Origin of the sequence: Streptomyces flavotricini, from assembly GCF_020639365.1 — a bacterium.
Taxonomy (GTDB): Bacteria; Actinomycetota; Actinomycetes; order Streptomycetales; family Streptomycetaceae; genus Streptomyces; species Streptomyces flavotricini.
Genome location: NZ_JAINUL010000001.1, coordinates 4,495,261 through 4,511,406 on the forward strand (window position 1 = coordinate 4,495,261; position 16,146 = coordinate 4,511,406).

Here is a 16,146-nt window from a genome sequence, read left to right on the forward strand (position 1 = left end):
AACATCTCGGCTGCTCGGGACGGGAGGGGCTCCCCGTGACTCAACGCCTCCGCGCGCAGCGCTGGCTGGCCGGGGCGGCAGTGGCCGCCGCCGCGCTGTCCCCCGCCGCCCCTGCCGCCTCCGCCGTGTCCGCGGCCGCCGCCGCCTCGTCCCCGGCCGGTCCGGCCGCGGCCGTCCGTCCGCTCGTCGCGGCCCTCCCCGGCAGGGTTCCCGTCGCCGCGCCGAAGGCCGACGACACCGACCCCGATCCGCTGGCCGACGTACCGCACGAGGCGTACGAGGAGCTCGCCGGCAGCGCCGCCGGGGTCGGGCGGGAGCGGCCCGGGCGACCCGCCGCCGAGCCCGCGAACCCGGAGACCGTGCTCGCCGCCCGCCCCCTCCTCCCGGTCCGCCCGCACCACCGTCCGGCCAGCCCGCGGCCGGTGCAGCCGCCACCCCCGCCGAGCCCCCCGCCCGTGGTCACCGCGATCGGCACCGGGCCGAACGAGCGCGCCGCCGACCTGGCCGCGCACATACTGCCGCTCGGCACCGGATTCGCCCTGATGGGACTGGGGCTCGGCTACCTCGGGCTGCGGCTGCGCAAGGGCCTCTGACGCCGCCCGCGAACCCGTCCCGAGCCGGAGGCGGGGGCGCCCGTCCCTCCTGCGGCCTACGTCTCAGGACGGTTGCGCGGCACAACATACTCGGTATACATACTGAGTATGTCGATCCGCCACGGCCTTCTCGCGCTGCTGGAAAGGGGTCCTCGGTACGGCTCTCAGCTGCGCACCGAGTTCGAATCCCGCACCGGTTCCACCTGGCCGCTCAACGTCGGGCAGGTGTACACCACCCTCGCCCGGCTCGAACGCGACGGCCTCGTCGCACCCGGCGGCGAGGACTCCGCCGGGCACACCCTCTACGCCATCACCGACTCCGGACGCGCCGAACTGCACCAGTGGTACGAGCGCCCCGTCGACCGCACCAACCCGCCCCGTGACGAGCTGTCCATCAAGCTCGCCATGGCCGTGGGCGCCCCGGGAGTGGACATCCGCGCCGTCATCCAGGCCCAGCGGCACGCCACGATCAGGGCGATGCAGGACTACACCCGGCTCAAGGCTCAAGCCCTCGCCGCGATCGAGAGCGGGAGGTCCCGCGAACGCGACGACGTGGCCTGGCTGCTGGTCCTGGAGCAGCTGATCTTCCAGACCGAGGCCGAGGCCCGCTGGCTCGACCACTCCGAATCACGCCTCGTACGGCTCTCCCTGCCGGCCGACCGGAGAGCCGAACCAGAACCACCCCAGGCCGACACCGACGCCCCCGCGGCCGCCGCCGCACCCGAGCCCCGCGCCTTCCGCACGCCGCGCGGCTGAAGCCACCACCGTCCCAGGGGGGACCCCCATGTCCGACCAGCAGTCCGCGCCCCACATACCGCCCGCGCCGTCCGCACGGCCGGTGCTCCAGCTCACCCAGCTCGTCCGCACGCACGGCAGCGGCGCCACCGAGGTGCACGCCCTGCGCGGCATCGACCTGTCCGTGTACCCCGGCGAGCTCGTCGCCGTCATGGGCCCCTCGGGCTCCGGCAAGTCCACGCTGCTCACCCTGGCCGGCGGCCTCGACACGCCCACCAGCGGCCACGTCATCGTCGAGGGCACGGACATCACCACCGCGAGCCGGCGCCAGCTGGCCGCACTGCGCCGCCGCAGCATCGGGTACGTCTTCCAGGACTACAACCTGATCCCGGCCCTCACCGCCGCCGAGAACGTGGCGCTGCCCCGGGAGCTCGACGGTGTCTCCGCCCGCAAGGCCCGCGCCTCGGCCCTGGCCGCGCTGGAGGAGATGGGCCTCGGGCAGCTCGCCGACCGCTTCCCCGACGAGATGTCCGGCGGCCAGCAGCAGCGCGTGGCCATCGCCCGGGCCCTCGTCGGCGACCGCCGTCTGGTCCTCGCGGACGAGCCCACCGGCGCCCTCGACTCCGAGACGGGCGAATCCGTCCTCGCCCTACTGCGCTCGCGCTGCGACGCGGGCGCCGCCGGAATCCTCGTCACCCACGAGCCGCGGTTCGCCGCCTGGGCGGACCGCGTGGTCTTCCTGCGCGACGGCAGCGTGGTCGACGAGACCCTGCGCAGCCAGGCCGACTCCCTGCTCTCCGGGCAGGCCGGCCGGTGAAATCCTCGTACCACGCCTGGATCGCGGCCATCCGGATCGCCCGCCGCGATGCCTGGCGGGCCAAGGGCCGCAGCGCCCTCGTCCTCGCGATGATCGCCCTGCCGATCGTCGGCGTGAGCGCCGCCGACCTCACCACGCGCAGCGCCCAGCTCTCCCCCGAGCAGACGGCCTCCCGTTCGATCGGCGCGGCCGACGCCCGGCTGAAGGATTCGGACCTGAGCGGGCCCGTCTACCAGGACGTCGAGGGCAAGACCTCCATGCCCGTCGGCGGCTACGACAAGTACGACCCCAGGTCGGAGACGGATCCGAAGGTCCTGACCTCCGCGATCCCGCCGGGTGCCCAATCGCTCAAGGACAGCACGGCACACACCAAGATCCGCACCCGGTACGGCCTGCTGGAAACCGACCTGCGGGAGATCGACGCGGCCAGTCCGCTGGTCAAGGGCATGATCGAGCTGCAGCGGGGACAGTTGCCGCAGGAGGCGGGCGAGGTCATCGCCACGAGCGCCTTCCTCAAGGAGTCCGGGTTCTTCGTGGGCTCCGAGTTCCGCGCGCGCGGCTCGGACGCCTGGTACCGGATCGTGGGCGCGTACGAGCTGCCGTCCGATCTCAACAAGAGCGAGGTCCTCGCCCCGCCCGGCACCCTGCTGGCCCCGCTCGACAAGGCCTTCCAGGCCGCCGGGGTCCCCGGCGTGGTCGCCACCGACACCTACCTGGTCAAGGTCGGCGGCGATGGTTTCACGTGGAACATGGTCAAGGCGCTCAACACGAAGAGCGTGCAGGTCGTCTCCCGCGCCGTGCTGCTCGACCCGCCCGCCGAGTCCGACGTGCCGTACATCGCCCAGCAGAAGGAACTGGGCTACTACAACCCGGACAACGGGCTCCCGACCACCGAACTGGCCGTCCTGGCCACGGTCGTCGGCCTCGCGATGCTGGAGATCTGCCTGCTGGCCGGCCCCGCCTTCGCGGTCGGCGCCCGGCGCTCGCGCCGCCAGCTCGGCCTGGTCGGCGCCAACGGCGGCGACCGGCGCCACATCCGGGCCATCGTGCTCTCCGGCGGCCTCGTCATCGGCGCCGCGGCCGCCGTCACCGGCACGGTCCTCGGCGTCGCCCTCACCCTGGGGCTGCGGTCGACGCTGGAGGAGTATCTCGGCGCGCGCTTCGGCGGATTCACCTTCCGCCCGCTGGAGATCTTCTCCATCGCCCTGCTCGCCGTCGTGACCGGCCTGCTCGCCGCGATCGCCCCGGCCGTCACCGCCTCCCGGCAGACCGTGCTGGCCTCGCTGACCGGCCGTCGCGGGACCCGCCGGGCCAACCGGGTACTGCCCGTCATCGGCCTCCTCGCCCTCGCCGCCGGCGCCGCGATCGCCCTCTACGGCACGGCCTCCCGGATGGGCTCCACCGTCGTCGCGGGCGGCAGTGCCATCGCCGAACTGGGCATCGTCGCCCTCACCCCGGTGCTGGTCGGCCTGTTCGGCCGGCTCGGGCGCTGGCTGCCGCTGTCGCCTCGGCTCGCGCTGCGCGACGCCGTGCGCAACCGGGGCCGTACGGCCCCCGCCGTGGCCGCGGTCCTGGCCGCCGTCGCCGGCACCGTCGCGGTGGCCACGTACCAGCACAGCGCCGAGATCCAGGCCCGTCACGAGTACATCGCCGACCTCCCGGACGGCGCCGGGGTGGTGACGATCCACGAGCTCGGCCGCAGCAAGGACATGCCCGCGGTCCGCGAGGCCCTGGCGCAGGAACTCCCGCTCGCCGTAAGGGCGGACGTGGACCACATCTCGTACGGCAAGCCCGGCTGTGAGCGCTTCACCGGCCCCGAAGGCTGCGGCAGGGCCGAGATCATGCGGCCCAAGGAGCAGCGCTGCCCGCTCTACGAGGCCAAGGACGGGATGGACTCGTTCAGCGACGCGGAGAAGAAGGCGCTGCGCAAGGACCCGCGGTGCACGTACAACCGCCACTCCGCGCAGTTCAACGTCGTCGTCGCCGACGAGAAGCTGATGGCGGCGCTCGCGGTCACCGATCCGGGCGCGGTGTCCGCCCTGAAGGAGGGCAAGGGCGTCTCCTTCGACAAGCGCAACGTCAAGGACGGCAAGGTCACCGTCCGGCTGATCGACAACAAGGACGAGGTCTACGAGCCGGGGGTCGACCCGAAGGGGGAGGACAAGGTCTTCCCCGTCCACCAGACTCCCGACACCGCCGAGGGGTACGGCCTGGAGCTCGTCCTGCCGCCGACCGCGGCCAAGAGCGCCGGCCTGACCACCCTGCCGTTCGCCTCGTACTTCACCCTGGACGGCACGGCCACCAGCCGGCAGAAGCAGCGGGTGGCGGCGCGGATCGACCAGATCGGCGTGGAGGCCCCCGTCACCATCGAGGCCGGCTACCAGGCCGGGGCCGACATCACGATGCTGGCCCTGACCATCTTCGCGGGCCTGGTCACCATCGGCGCGGCCGGCATCGCCACCGGACTCGCGCAGGCCGATGCCGAGGCCGATCTGAAAACCCTGGCGGCGGTCGGCGCACCGCCGCGGGTCCGACGCACCCTCAGCGGCTTCCAGTGCGGGGTGGTGGCCCTGATGGGTGTGGTCCTGGGCTCGGCGGCGGGCATCCTGCCCGCGGTCGGCCTGCGGCTGGTCCAGCGGCGGGAGACCGAACACCTCATGCAGATGGCCGGCGACGCGAACGACAAGCTGTACGTGCCGATCGCGGTGCCGTGGGAGACCCTCGGCGGGCTGCTCATCGTGGTCCCGCTCGGCGCGGCCCTGTTGGCCGCCCTGGTCACCAAGTCCAGCGGCGCCATGGCACGGCGCGAGGCGGGCTGACGGTCACTGTGCGTTCTCGCCCCCGTACAGGGTGGATCACGCCCGTACGGGGGCACACCGTGTGAGTAAGACGGTGTGCGAGAGAATGACGGCATGGAGATGCCGAGGAGTGAACGGTCGCAGGACAGCCCCCCGCCCGGCCTGATCGTGGGACAGGACGGGATGCCGGTCGGCGGCGCCGATGACGAGTCGCGCGAGGTCCCGGTGACGGAGATGGTCGAACAGCCCGCCAAGGTCATGCGGATCGGCAGCATGATCAAGCAACTTCTGGAAGAGGTCCGCGCCGCACCTCTGGACGAGGCCAGCCGGGTCCGTCTGAAGGACATCCACGCAGCGTCCGTGAAGGAGCTGGAGGACGGTCTGGCTCCGGAGCTCGTGGAGGAACTGGAGCGCCTGTCACTCCCCTTCACCGAGGAGGCGATCCCCTCCGAGGCGGAACTGCGGATCGCCCAGGCCCAGTTGGTGGGCTGGCTGGAAGGCCTGTTCCACGGCATCCAAACGGCCCTGTTCGCGCAGCAGATGGCCGCGCGGGCCCAGCTGGAGCAGATGCGCCGCGCCCTCCCGCCGGGCGCCCCGACGGACGAGGAAGACGGCCACGGCGCCATCCGGTCGGGCCCGTACCTGTAAGCGACGACGTGACACGAGGACCGGGGTCCCGGGGCTTCGGCCCCGGGACCCCGGTCCCGTGAATAAGCCCTTGCTAAGTGCAGCTCCCCGCTGGGGACATGGGCCGCGCATACTCACAGGTATGACCTACGACGCGATCGTCCTGGCCGGCGGCGCCGCGCGACGACTCGGGGGCGCGGACAAGCCCGCCCTTCAGGTCGGCGGGCGCGCCCTCCTCGACCGCGTTCTGGACGCCTGCTCCGACGCCGCCACCACCGTCGTGGTCGGCGGCCGCCGCCCCACCGCCCGCCCGGTCAGCTGGACCCGGGAGGACCCGCCCGGCGCCGGCCCCGTCGCCGCCCTGGACGCGGGGCTGCGCGCGACCACCGCCGAGCTGGTCCTCGTGCTCTCCGCCGACCTGCCGTTCCTCGACCGGGACACGGTCCGGACGCTGCTCCGGGCCCCGGCCGCCGGGGGCGACGGCGCCCTGCTGCGCGACCCCACCGGCCGCGACCAGCCCCTCGTCGCCGCCTACCGCGCCGAACCCCTGCGCCGCGAGATCGCCCTCCTGGCGACCGAGCACGGCACCCTCTGCGGACTCCCCCTGCGCGCTCTCACCGCGGAGCTCGACCTGGCCAAAGTGACGGACTCTGCGCCACTCGCCTCCTTCGACTGCGACACCTGGGAAGATCTCGCGGTCGCCCGAGCCCGGATCAGGGAGCATGGAAACGTGCTGGACCAATGGATCAACGCCGCCAAGACCGAGCTGGGCATCGACCTCCCCGTCGACACCAAGATCCTGCTCGACCTCGCCCGTGACGCCGCGCACGGCGTCGCCCGGCCCGCCGCCCCCCTGACCACCTTCCTGGTCGGCTACGCGGCCGCCCGGGCCGAAGCCGCAGGTGCCGACCCCGCCACCGCGGTCGCCGAGGCTTCCCGCAAGGCCGCCGACCTGGCCCTGCGCTGGGCCGCCGAGGCCGCGGCCGAGGGCACGACCGGCACCGAGGGCGGGACCCCGGCCCGAGAGAATGGCTCAGGATGACCCCCACCGACGCCGACCACGCCCTCCGGGCCCTCGACGAGGCCCTGGCCCTGGTCAGCCGCGACCCCCGCGCCGACGACGCAGCCGGCGGCCTCCACCGCGCCACGGCCTGGCCGAAAGCGCGGGAGGCCGCCATCAGCGCCGGCTCCGGCATCAGGCCGCGCACCCACCGGGTCCCCCTCGGGGACGCGCTCGGCGAGGTCCTGGCCCAGTCCCTGGACGCGCTCACCGACCTGCCGTCCTTCGACAGCTCCGCCATGGACGGCTGGGCCGTGGCCGGCCCCGGTCCCTGGACGATCCGCACCGGTGCCGGAGTGCTGGCCGGGTCCGACCGCCCCGAGCCGCTGGCCGACGGCGAGGCCGTACGGATCGCGACCGGCGCGCGGATCCCCGCCGACACCACCGCCGTGATCCGCACCGAGCACTCGCGCGAGTCCGGCACCCAGCTCCACGCCGACCGGACCGTCCTCACCGGCCAGGACATCCGCCCGCGCGGCCAGGAATGCCGCTCCGGCGACCTGCTGCTGCCCGCCGGCTCCCTCGTCACCCCGGCCGTCCTCGGCCTCGCCGCCGCCGCCGGGTACGACGAGCTCACCACCCGGCCCCGGCCCCGCGTCGAGATCCTGGTGCTCGGGGACGAACTGCTCACCGAAGGCCGCCCGCACGACGGCCTGATCCGGGACGCCCTCAGCCCCATGCTCGGCCCCTGGCTCACGCGGCTCGGCGCCGAGGTCACCGCCACCCGGCGGATCGGCGACGACCCGGCCGGGGCCAAGGCCCTGCTGGCCGCCGTCAAGGACTCCGACGCCGACCTGGTCGTCACCACCGGCGGCACCGCCGCCGGCCCCGTCGACCACGTCCACCCCGTCCTGCGCGAGGCCGGCGCCGAACTGCTCGTCGACGGGGTCGCCGTACGCCCCGGACACCCGATGCTGCTGGCCCGGCTCGGCGACCGCGCCGACGGACGCCACCTGGTCGGCCTGCCCGGCAACCCGCTCGCCGCCGTCTCCGCGCTGCTGACCCTCGCCGAACCGCTGCTGCGCGCCCTGGCCGGCCGCCGCCAGCGGCCCCGGTACACCGTCCCGGTGCAGGGCGACGTACCCGGCCACCCGTACGACACCCGGCTCGTACCGGTCCTGCTGACCGACGAGCACGCCGTACCGCTGCGCTACAACGGTCCCGCGATGCTGCGCGGCGTCGCCGCGGCCGACGGGCTGGCCGTCGTACCGCCGCACGGCGCGCGCGACGGACAGGACCTGGAGATCCTGGATCTGCCGTGGGTCTCAGGAGGATGTTTCACGTGAAACTCCACGGCCACGACGCGATGGCCCGGGCCGCCGACGAGAAACTCGTCTCACGGCGCATCAAACTGCCCAAGCGCGTGGTGGAGAAGCCGCTCCGGCAGGTCGGCAAACGCCTGTTGATGGCCCTGTTCGTACTGTTCCTGACGGTCATGATCGTGTGGCTCGACCGCGACGGGTACCACGACAACGCCAACGAGAGCGTCGATTTCCTCGACTGCGTCTACTACGCCACGGTGACCCTGTCGACGACCGGATACGGCGACATCGTCCCCTACAGCGACAGCGCGCGGCTGACCAACATCCTGCTGATCACGCCCCTGCGCGTGCTCTTCCTGATCATCCTGGTCGGAACCACGCTGGAAGTCCTGACCGAGAAGACCCGCGAAGAGTGGCGGCTGAGCCGCTGGAGGAAGAACTTGCGTGAGCACACGGTCGTCGTCGGCTTCGGCACCAAGGGCCGCTCGGCCCTGCAGACGCTGCTGGCCACCGGCCTCCGGAAGGAACAGGTCGTCATCGTGGACCCGAGCGCCAAGGTGATCGACACGGCCAACGCGGAGGGCTTCACCGGAGTCGTGGGGGATGCCACGCGCTCCGATGTGCTGCTCCGTGCCGAGCTGCAGAAGGCCCGTCAGATCGTCATCGCGACACAGCGGGACGACACCGCCGTGCTGGTCACGCTGACGGCTCGGCAGATGAACCGCGGCGCGAAGATCGTCGCGGCGGTCCGCGAGGAGGAGAACGCGCCGCTGCTGCGCCAGTCGGGTGCGGACGCGGTCATCACGAGCGCGAGCGCGGCCGGCCGGCTGCTGGGGCTCTCGGTGCTGAGCCCCAGCGCGGGAACGGTGATGGAGGACCTGATCCAGCAGGGCAGCGGACTGGACCTGATCGAACGGCCCGTACGGAAGGCCGAGGTCGGCAAGGGCGTACGGGAGACGGAGGACCTGGTGGTGAGCGTGCTGCGCGGCCACCGGCTGCTCGCGTACGACGACCCGCACGCGAGCCCGCTCCAGCTGACGGACCGTCTCATCACCATCGTGCGCGCGGCATCGCTCGCCCCGCCGCCGGTGGCCAAGGGATCCGCCGACTAGGTCGTGTCCCGGCCTGGTCCGAAAGACGGGCCTTGGCCGTCGGGGCGCCGAGGTGGCGTACCCTCCGGGCCATGCATGCGATCACCATCGAACAGCCCGGCGGCCCCGAGGCCCTCGTCTGGGCCGAGGTACCCGATCCGGTGGCCGGCGAGGGCGAGGTCCTCGTCGACGTCGCGGCGAGCGCCGTGAACCGCGCCGACGTCCTCCAGCGCCAGGGGTTCTACGATCCCCCGCCCGGCGCCTCCCGCCACCCCGGCCTGGAGTGCTCGGGGCGGATCGCAGCCATCGGGCCGGGCGTGTCCGGCTGGTCGGTGGGCGACGAGGTGTGCGCCCTGCTCGGCGGCGGCGGGTACGCGGAGCGGGTGGCCGTTCCGGCGGGCCAGCTGCTGCCGGTCCCGGCCGGCGTGGACCTGGTGACGGCGGCGGCGCTGCCCGAAGTGGCCTGCACCGTGTGGTCGAACGTGTTCATGGTGGCGGGCCTGCGCCCCGGCGAGACGGTGCTCGTGCACGGCGGGTCCAGCGGCATCGGCACGATGGCGATCCAGCTGGCGAAGGCGGTGGGCGCGACGGTGGCGGTGACCGCGGGCGGCCCGGAGAAGCTGGCGCGGTGCAAGGAGCTGGGCGCGGACATCCTGATCGACTACCGCGAGCAGGACTTCGTGGCGGAGCTGCGGGCCGCGACCGGCGGCGCCGGGGCGGACGTGATCCTGGACATCATGGGAGCGAAGTACCTGGCCCGGAACCTGGACGCGCTGGCCGTGAACGGCCGGCTCGCGGTGATCGGGCTGCAGGGCGGGGTGAAGGCGGAGCTCAACCTGGGCGCGCTGCTGGCGAAGCGGGCGGCCATCACCGCCACCTCGTTGCGGGCCCGGCCGCTGGAGGAGAAGGCGGCCATCGTGGCGGCGGTACGGGAACACGTCTGGCCGCTGGTGGCCGCGGGCCGGGTGAAACCGGTGGTCCACGCCACCTTCCCCATGGCGGACGCCTCCGAGGCCCACCGCACGATGGAATCGAGCGCGCACGTGGGCAAGCTCCTGCTCACCACGTGACCGGTCCTGCTGCCCGCGGCCTTCTCCCCGCCCCGCCTCTCCCCCGTCCCCTGGGGAACGGGCGGAGGGCGGGTGGGGGAGAAGGCCCGCGGGGCCCCGTCACAGCGAGCGCAACAGCACCGCGGGGGACTCCACGCAGTCCGCCACGTAGCGCAGGAAGCCGCCCGCCGTGCCGCCGTCGCAGACCCGGTGGTCGAAGGTCAGGGACAGCTGGACGACCTGGCGCACCGCCAGCTCGCCCTGGTGGACCCACGGCTTCGCCATGATCCGGCCGACGCCGAGCATCGCCGCCTCCGGGTGGTTGATGATCGGCGTCGAGCCGTCCACGCCGAACACCCCGTAGTTGTTCAGGGTGAACGTGCCCCCGGTGAGGTCGGCCGGGGCCAGCTTCCCGGCCCGGGCGACCTCGGTGAGGCGGGCGAACTCCGCCGACAGGGACTCCGGGTTGCGCGTCTGCGCGTCCCGGACGACCGGGACGACCAGCCCGCGCTCCGTCTGCGCCGCGAAGCCCAGGTGCACGGAAGGCAGCCGTACGATCTCGTTCGCCGCGAGGTCCACGGTCGAGTTGAGCTCGGGATACTTCGCCAGCGCGGCCGTGCAGATCCGGGCCAGCAGCGCCAGCACGGAGATCTTCGGCCCGCCCACGGCGTTCATCGCGGCCCGCGCCGCCATCAGCTCGGTCGCATCGGCGTCGACCCAGCACGTGGCGTCCGGGATCTCCCGGCGGCTGCGCGACAGCTTCTCGGCCACCACGCCCCGCAGGCCCTTCAGCGGCACCCGCTCACCCTCCGGGGCAGCCGCCGCCGCGGGGGCGGCGACGGGAACCGGCTCCGGCGACCGGCGCGCCGCCTCGACGTCCGCACGCAGGATCAGCCCCTCGGGCCCCGACCCGCGCAGCGCGCGCAGGTCGATCCCGTGGTCCCGAGCCAGCTTGCGCACGAGCGGCGAGATCACGGCCACCGGCCCCGTCACGACGGGACTCGCCGCGGCAGGACTCGCCACGACGGGAGTCGTCACGACGGCAGCGGGAGCGGGCGTGGGAGCCGAGGTGGCAGCCGGCGCCGCGGAGCCGGGTCGCACCCGCCTCCGACGCGCCGTGCGCGAGTGGTCCGTCCCGTAGCCGACCAGGACGTTGCCCGAGCCGGAGTCCTCGGGCTCCACCGCCTCGTCCGCCCCCGCACCCACCGCCACCGTGATCAGTGGTGCTCCGACGGGGAGTTCCGTGCCCTCCTCCCCGAACCTGGCGGTGACCACACCGCCGTACGGGCACGGCACCTCCACCATCGCCTTGGCCGTCTCGACCTCGACCACCGGCTGGTCGACGGCGACGACGTCGCCCACCGCCACCAGCCAGCGGACGATCTCGGCCTCGGTCAGTCCCTCCCCGAGGTCGGGGAGCTTGAACTCCATTACCTGCGGCATCAGTTCTCCCACTGCAGGCGGGCCACGGTGTCCAGGATCCGGTCCACACCGGGCAGGTGGTGCTTTTCCAGCATCGGCGGCGGGTACGGGATGTCGAAGCCCGTCACCCGCAGCACCGGCGCCTCCAGGTGGTGGAAGCACTTCTCCTGGATGCGCGCGACGATCTCCGCGCCCGGTCCGCCGAAGCCGTTCGCCTCGTGGACCACCACCGCGCGCCCCGTGCGGCGTACGGAGGCCACGACCGCCTCCTCGTCGAACGGGACGAGGGAGCGCAGGTCCACGACCTCCAGGTCCCAGCCCTCCTCGCGCGCCGCCTCGGCTGCCTCCAGGCACACCGGCAGCGAGGGCCCGTACGTGATCAGCGTGGCGCTCGTGCCGGTACGCCGGACGAGTGCCTTCCCGATCCCCGGCACGGCCGCCGGCGCCGCCGGGTCCCACTGCGCCTTCGACCAGTACAGCCGCTTGGGCTCCAGGAAGATCACCGGGTCGTCGCTCGCGATCGACGCGCGCAGCAGCCCGTACGCGTCCTCGACGGTCGCCGGGGTCACCACGTGCAGACCGGGCGTGGCCACGTAGTACGCCTCGGAGGAGTCGCTGTGGTGCTCCACGCCGCCGATCCCGCCGCCGTACGGCACGCGGATGGTGATCGGGAGCGGCATCGCGCCGCGCGTCCGGTTGCGCATCTTCGCCACGTGCGAGATCAGCTGCTCGAACGCCGGGTACGCGAACGCGTCGAACTGCATCTCCACGACCGGCCGCAGCCCGTACATGGCCATGCCCACCGCGGCGCCCAGGATCCCGGCCTCCGCGAGCGGGGTGTCCGTGCAGCGCTCCTCGCCGAACTCCTTCGCGAGGCCGTCCGTGATCCGGAAGACACCGCCCAGCGTGCCGACGTCCTCGCCCATGACGTGGACCGTCGGGTCCTCGGCCATCGCGTCGCGCATGGCCCGCTGCAGGGCCTGCGCCATCGTCGCCGGCTTCAAGGCCACCGTGGTCACGACTGCTCCTCCGCGTCGAGCTCGGCGCGCAGCATCTCCGCCTGCTCGCGGAGCCGGCCGGTCTGCTCCGCGTAGACGTTTTCGAACAGGTCCATCGGGTCGAGCACGGGCTCGGCGTTCATCCGGTCGCGCAGGGTCGCGGCCATCACCTCGGCGGCGTCCTTGGCCTCCTGGATGCCCGCCTCGTCCAGCATCCCGCGGGCGGTCAGCTCGCGCTCCAGCAGCTCCACCGGGTCGTGCGCCTTCCACGCCTCGACCTCGGCGTCACCGCGGTAGCGGGTCGCGTCGTCGGCGTTCGTGTGGGCCTCGATGCGGTACGTGACCGCCTCGATCAGCGTCGGTCCGCCGCCGGCCCGGGCCCGCCGGACGGCCTCGGACAGCACCTCGTGCATGGCGGCGACGTCGTTGCCGTCGACGAGGCGGCCGGGCATCCCGTACCCGACGGCCTTGTGGGCCAGGGTGGGGGCGGCCGTCTGCTTGGCCAGCGGGACCGATATGGCGAAGCCGTTGTTCTGGACGAGGAAGACCACCGGGGCCTGCCAGACGGCGGCGAAGTTCAGCGCCTCGTGGAAATCGCCCTCGCTGGTGCCGCCGTCTCCCACCATGGCGAGCGCGACCACGTCGTCGCCGCGCAGCCGGGCCGCGTGCGCCAGGCCGACCGCGTGCGGCAGCTGGGTGGCGAGCGGGGTGCTCAGCGGTGCGATGCGGTGCTCGCGCGGGTCGTACCCGGTGTGCCAGTCGCCTCGCAGGAGGGTCAGCGCCTGGACGGGGTCCAGGCCGCGCGCCACGGCCGCGAGGGTGTCGCGGTAGCTCGGGAAGAGCCAGTCCTGCTCCTCCAGGACCAGCGCGGCCGCGATCTCGCAGGCCTCCTGGCCGACGGTGGAGGGGTACACGGCCAGTCGGCCCTGCCGGGTGAGGGCGGTGGCCTGGGCGTTGTACCGGCGCCCGCGCACCAGCTCGGCGTAGCAGCGGCGCATCAGCGCGGCGTCGAGCTTCTCGGCGGCCGGGGTGCCCAGCACCCGGTACGGCTCGGGGTCCGGGAGCAGCGGGGCGGCATCCGTACGGGGCCTCCAGGCGGGCGGCGGGGTGGATCGGTGGGACGCACCGGCACCGGGCAGCTCTTGGACCGTCATGGCGGCGTACACCTCCTCGTGGGAAGTCGTCTGGGCGCCCGGGGGGTACCCCCGGCGGTGACCGGGGGATGTGAGGCGCCTCACCAACCGATTGTTCGGTCGATGGCGCAATTTGGCTACAGGCGGCTCCAGGCTGTGGACAAAGTGGCGCCGGGGCCCTGGGATGGGTGCAGGACGTCCAGGAGAGGGAGGCAGTGGGCAATGCCGGATGAACAAATGGCCGCGTCGGGTTCCACGCCGGGTTCCGTACCGGTGCCATCGGGCGGTGCACCTTCGGCCCCGCAGACCCCGCCCACCCCGCCGCGCCCCCTCGATCCCATCGACCGTTCGATCATGCGCCTGCTCCAGGCGGACGGCCGCGCGTCGATACGGTCGGTGGCCGAGCAGGTCCACGTCTCCCGCGCGAACGCCTACGCCCGGATCAACCGCCTGATCGACGACGGCGTGATCCGCGGGTTCACGGCCCGCGTCAACCACGAGAGGGCGGGCCAGGGCGCCTCCGCGTACATCACCCTGAAGATCGTCCAGAACTCCTGGCGCACGGTCCGCGAGAAGCTCCGCGAGCTCCCGGGCGCGGCCCACATCGCCCTGGTCAGCGGGGACTTCGACGTCCTGCTGCTGGTCCACACCCCGGACAACCGCACGCTGCGCGAGCTCGTCCTGACCCGCCTCCAGTCCATCCCGGAGGTCCTGTCGACGCGCACCCTGCTGGTGTTCGAGGAAACGGACCTGCTCGATGCCGGCCTCGGCCCGAACAGCGCCCAGGCCATCTCCGAGGAGTAGCCGGGGCCCGGAAGCGGCCCGGGAGAACGGCAGAGCCCCGGGAAGGCCGTGAGGGCCTTCCCGGGGCTCTTCACGAGACCGGTTACGCGATTACTTGGTCTCGTAGTAGCCGAACATGTCGACGATCAGGTCGGTGGTGTCCCAGCTCTGGTTCCAGAAGTCGACGACGCCGTTGACGCCGCCCGAGCTCGCCTGGACCAGGTTCGGGACGGTCTGGCCGGCCGTCCAGTTGAGGGTGGACGACGTGGGCCGCGCCGGAGTGACGTCGGTGCCCTTGTCGTAGTCCTCGGGGTGGTTCGGGTCCGGGGCGACCGACAGGAACCCGTCCTGCTTCGTGTTGGTCACCGTCGTGTTCAGGACGTAGCCGGCGATGCCCTCCTCGTCCGTGGAGATCGGCATCCAGATGTAGCCGCGGGCGTACATCGGGCCGTAACCCCAGGCGCGCGTGTCGAGCATGCGGCGCGGCGCCAGGGGCATGAAGGCACCCGAGCTGTCCGGGCTGTAGTAGCCGACGACGTCGACGATGATGTCGGTGCCCGCCCAGGCGCCGTTGAAGATGTTGACCTTGCCGTCGGAACCGACGGGGACGATCACCGAGTTGGCGACGGTCTGCTTGGCCTTGAAGTTCACGTTGGACGTGTTCGGGGCCGACTGGCCGCTCGGGTAGACCGTCAGGTGGCCGTCCTCGCGCGGGTTGGTGACGGTCACGTTCAGCGCCACGGCGGTGGCGTTGTTCGGCACGTACCAGCCTCCGAGCTGCACGCCGATCGACTTGCGGCCGCCGACCTGGCCCTGGGGCGCGCCCTGGCCGGAGCGGGTGTCCACGGCGCGGACCGGGGTCATCGGCGTGTAGCCGCTGGCCGCGGTGCGGGTGAAGTAGCCCGTGATGTCGGCGATCAGGTTGACCTGCGTCCAGCTGCCGTTGTAGAGCTCGACGGTGCCGTCCTTGCCGACCGGCACGATCACCATGTTCGGGACGGTCTGCGCGGCCACGAAGTTGACGTTGGACGTCGTCGGACGCGTGGTGCCCCCGGGGTACACGGTGATGTGTCCCGGGTTGGAGGTGTCGGTCGCGGTGACGTTCAGGGCCACGGCCGTGACGCCCGCCGGGATCTTGCCGTTGCCGGCGACCTTCAGCTTGACCGTGGAGTAAGCCTGGACCATGCTCCGCGGGGCTCCGGTGCCGTCCCGGGTGTCCAGGAGGCGGGTCGGGGCGTACGGGGTGAAGTCCGAGCCGACCGTCGAGAGCGGCAGCTCGTTGACGGACTCCGCCTGGTTCACGGTGTCCGTGACGGTGACCTTGACCTTGTACTCGCCGAGCTCGGCGTAGCTGTGCTTGAGCGACACCTCCTGGCCCGGGTAGGCGTCGGTGCCGTCGGTCGTACCGTCGCCCCAGTCGTACGTGACCTTGAGGGTGGCGCCCGCGACGCTGACGACCTGGGCGCGCAGCTCGATGCCGTGCGCGGAGAAGCTCTTCGCGTCGAGGACGAGGCCCAGCTCCGGGTTGCCGGCGGCTGCGGTCTCCGCGCCCTGCGCGGTGGCGTTCGGGGCAGCCTTGCCCTTCGCCGCGGGCAGGGCCTTGCGGACCGAGCGCTCCTTCGGGCTGTGGAAGGTCTTGGCATCAGCCGTGCCGAGCTTGGCCAGGTCCGCTCCCGGAGCGGACACCCCCTTGGCCACCGGCGCGGACGGACCTGCGGCCGGACCGGCCGCCTGGGCCGGACCCGGGATGAAACCAACGCTGGCCGCGACGACAACGG

Annotated in this window: 14 protein-coding genes; 10 read left to right on the plus strand and 4 right to left on the minus strand. The window is 73.0% G+C overall.

Annotated features, from left to right (window positions below):
* The first annotated feature begins 35 nt into the window (after positions 1-35).
* The 9 genes from K7B10_RS20305 to K7B10_RS20345 all read left to right on the plus strand — a co-directional run bounded on the left by K7B10_RS20305 (position 36) and on the right by K7B10_RS20345 (position 10,053).
* Positions 36-593: a hypothetical protein gene (locus K7B10_RS20305; protein ID WP_229337812.1), complete on the plus strand. Its 558-nt coding sequence runs from the start codon at positions 36-38 to the stop codon at positions 591-593.
* A 108-nt stretch (positions 594-701) separates the two neighbouring features.
* The gene (locus K7B10_RS20310; RefSeq protein WP_229337814.1) at positions 702-1,349 is read left to right on the plus strand and encodes a PadR family transcriptional regulator; all 648 of its coding nucleotides are present in this window, start codon (positions 702-704) and stop codon (positions 1,347-1,349) included.
* 28 nt (positions 1,350-1,377) lie between these two features.
* Positions 1,378-2,145 carry an ABC transporter ATP-binding protein gene (locus K7B10_RS20315; RefSeq protein ID WP_229337816.1) on the plus strand — a complete coding sequence of 256 codons (768 nt, stop codon included), beginning with the start codon at positions 1,378-1,380 and terminating at the stop codon, positions 2,143-2,145.
* Positions 2,142-4,964 carry an ABC transporter permease gene (locus K7B10_RS20320; protein WP_229337818.1) on the plus strand — a complete coding sequence of 941 codons (2,823 nt, stop codon included), beginning with the start codon at positions 2,142-2,144 and terminating at the stop codon, positions 4,962-4,964. The genes K7B10_RS20315 and K7B10_RS20320 overlap by 4 nt, the downstream gene beginning before the upstream one ends.
* A gap of 93 nt (positions 4,965-5,057) precedes the next feature.
* Positions 5,058-5,591, plus strand: a complete 534-nt coding sequence (locus K7B10_RS20325; RefSeq protein WP_030857605.1) for a bacterial proteasome activator family protein — start codon at positions 5,058-5,060, stop codon at positions 5,589-5,591.
* Positions 5,592-5,712: 121 nt separating this feature from the next.
* Positions 5,713-6,612, plus strand: coding sequence for an NTP transferase domain-containing protein (locus K7B10_RS20330; protein WP_229337820.1), 900 nt, complete (start codon positions 5,713-5,715; stop codon positions 6,610-6,612).
* On the plus strand, positions 6,609-7,916 hold the full coding sequence (locus K7B10_RS20335; RefSeq protein ID WP_229337822.1) for a molybdopterin molybdotransferase MoeA: 1,308 nt from the start codon (positions 6,609-6,611) through the stop codon (positions 7,914-7,916). The genes K7B10_RS20330 and K7B10_RS20335 overlap by 4 nt, the downstream gene beginning before the upstream one ends.
* Positions 7,904-9,004 (plus strand): potassium channel family protein, encoded by a 1,101-nt coding sequence (locus K7B10_RS20340; protein ID WP_229337824.1) that lies wholly within the window; start codon positions 7,904-7,906, stop codon positions 9,002-9,004. The genes K7B10_RS20335 and K7B10_RS20340 overlap by 13 nt, the downstream gene beginning before the upstream one ends.
* 71 nt (positions 9,005-9,075) lie before the next feature.
* Complete coding sequence (locus K7B10_RS20345) at positions 9,076-10,053, plus strand: NAD(P)H-quinone oxidoreductase (protein ID WP_229337826.1); 978 nt, start codon at positions 9,076-9,078, stop codon at positions 10,051-10,053.
* Positions 10,054-10,152: 99 nt separating this feature from the next.
* On the opposite strand, the gene K7B10_RS20350 is transcribed toward K7B10_RS20345, so the two are convergent.
* From K7B10_RS20350 to pdhA, 3 genes are read right to left on the minus strand one after another with little or no spacing between them, the layout of a single operon-like run.
* Positions 10,153-11,475 (minus strand): dihydrolipoamide acetyltransferase family protein, encoded by a 1,323-nt coding sequence (locus K7B10_RS20350; protein ID WP_229337827.1) that lies wholly within the window; start codon positions 11,473-11,475, stop codon positions 10,153-10,155.
* Positions 11,475-12,443, minus strand: a complete 969-nt coding sequence (locus K7B10_RS20355) for an alpha-ketoacid dehydrogenase subunit beta (protein ID WP_199813601.1) — start codon at positions 12,441-12,443, stop codon at positions 11,475-11,477. The genes K7B10_RS20350 and K7B10_RS20355 overlap by 1 nt, the downstream gene beginning before the upstream one ends.
* Before the next feature lie 26 nt (positions 12,444-12,469).
* A complete protein-coding gene (gene pdhA, locus K7B10_RS20360; RefSeq protein WP_229337829.1) occupies positions 12,470-13,606 on the minus strand; it encodes a pyruvate dehydrogenase (acetyl-transferring) E1 component subunit alpha in 1,137 nt (378 codons plus the stop codon).
* A 201-nt stretch (positions 13,607-13,807) separates the two neighbouring features.
* On the opposite strand from pdhA, the gene K7B10_RS20365 reads away from it, so the two are divergent.
* Positions 13,808-14,389 carry an Lrp/AsnC family transcriptional regulator gene (locus tag K7B10_RS20365; protein WP_229337831.1) on the plus strand — a complete coding sequence of 194 codons (582 nt, stop codon included), beginning with the start codon at positions 13,808-13,810 and terminating at the stop codon, positions 14,387-14,389.
* A gap of 90 nt (positions 14,390-14,479) precedes the next feature.
* On the opposite strand, the gene K7B10_RS20370 is transcribed toward K7B10_RS20365, so the two are convergent.
* Positions 14,480-16,066 carry a PKD domain-containing protein gene (locus K7B10_RS20370; protein ID WP_229337833.1) on the minus strand — a complete coding sequence of 529 codons (1,587 nt, stop codon included), beginning with the start codon at positions 16,064-16,066 and terminating at the stop codon, positions 14,480-14,482.
* Between the last annotated feature and the right edge of the window lie 80 nt (positions 16,067-16,146).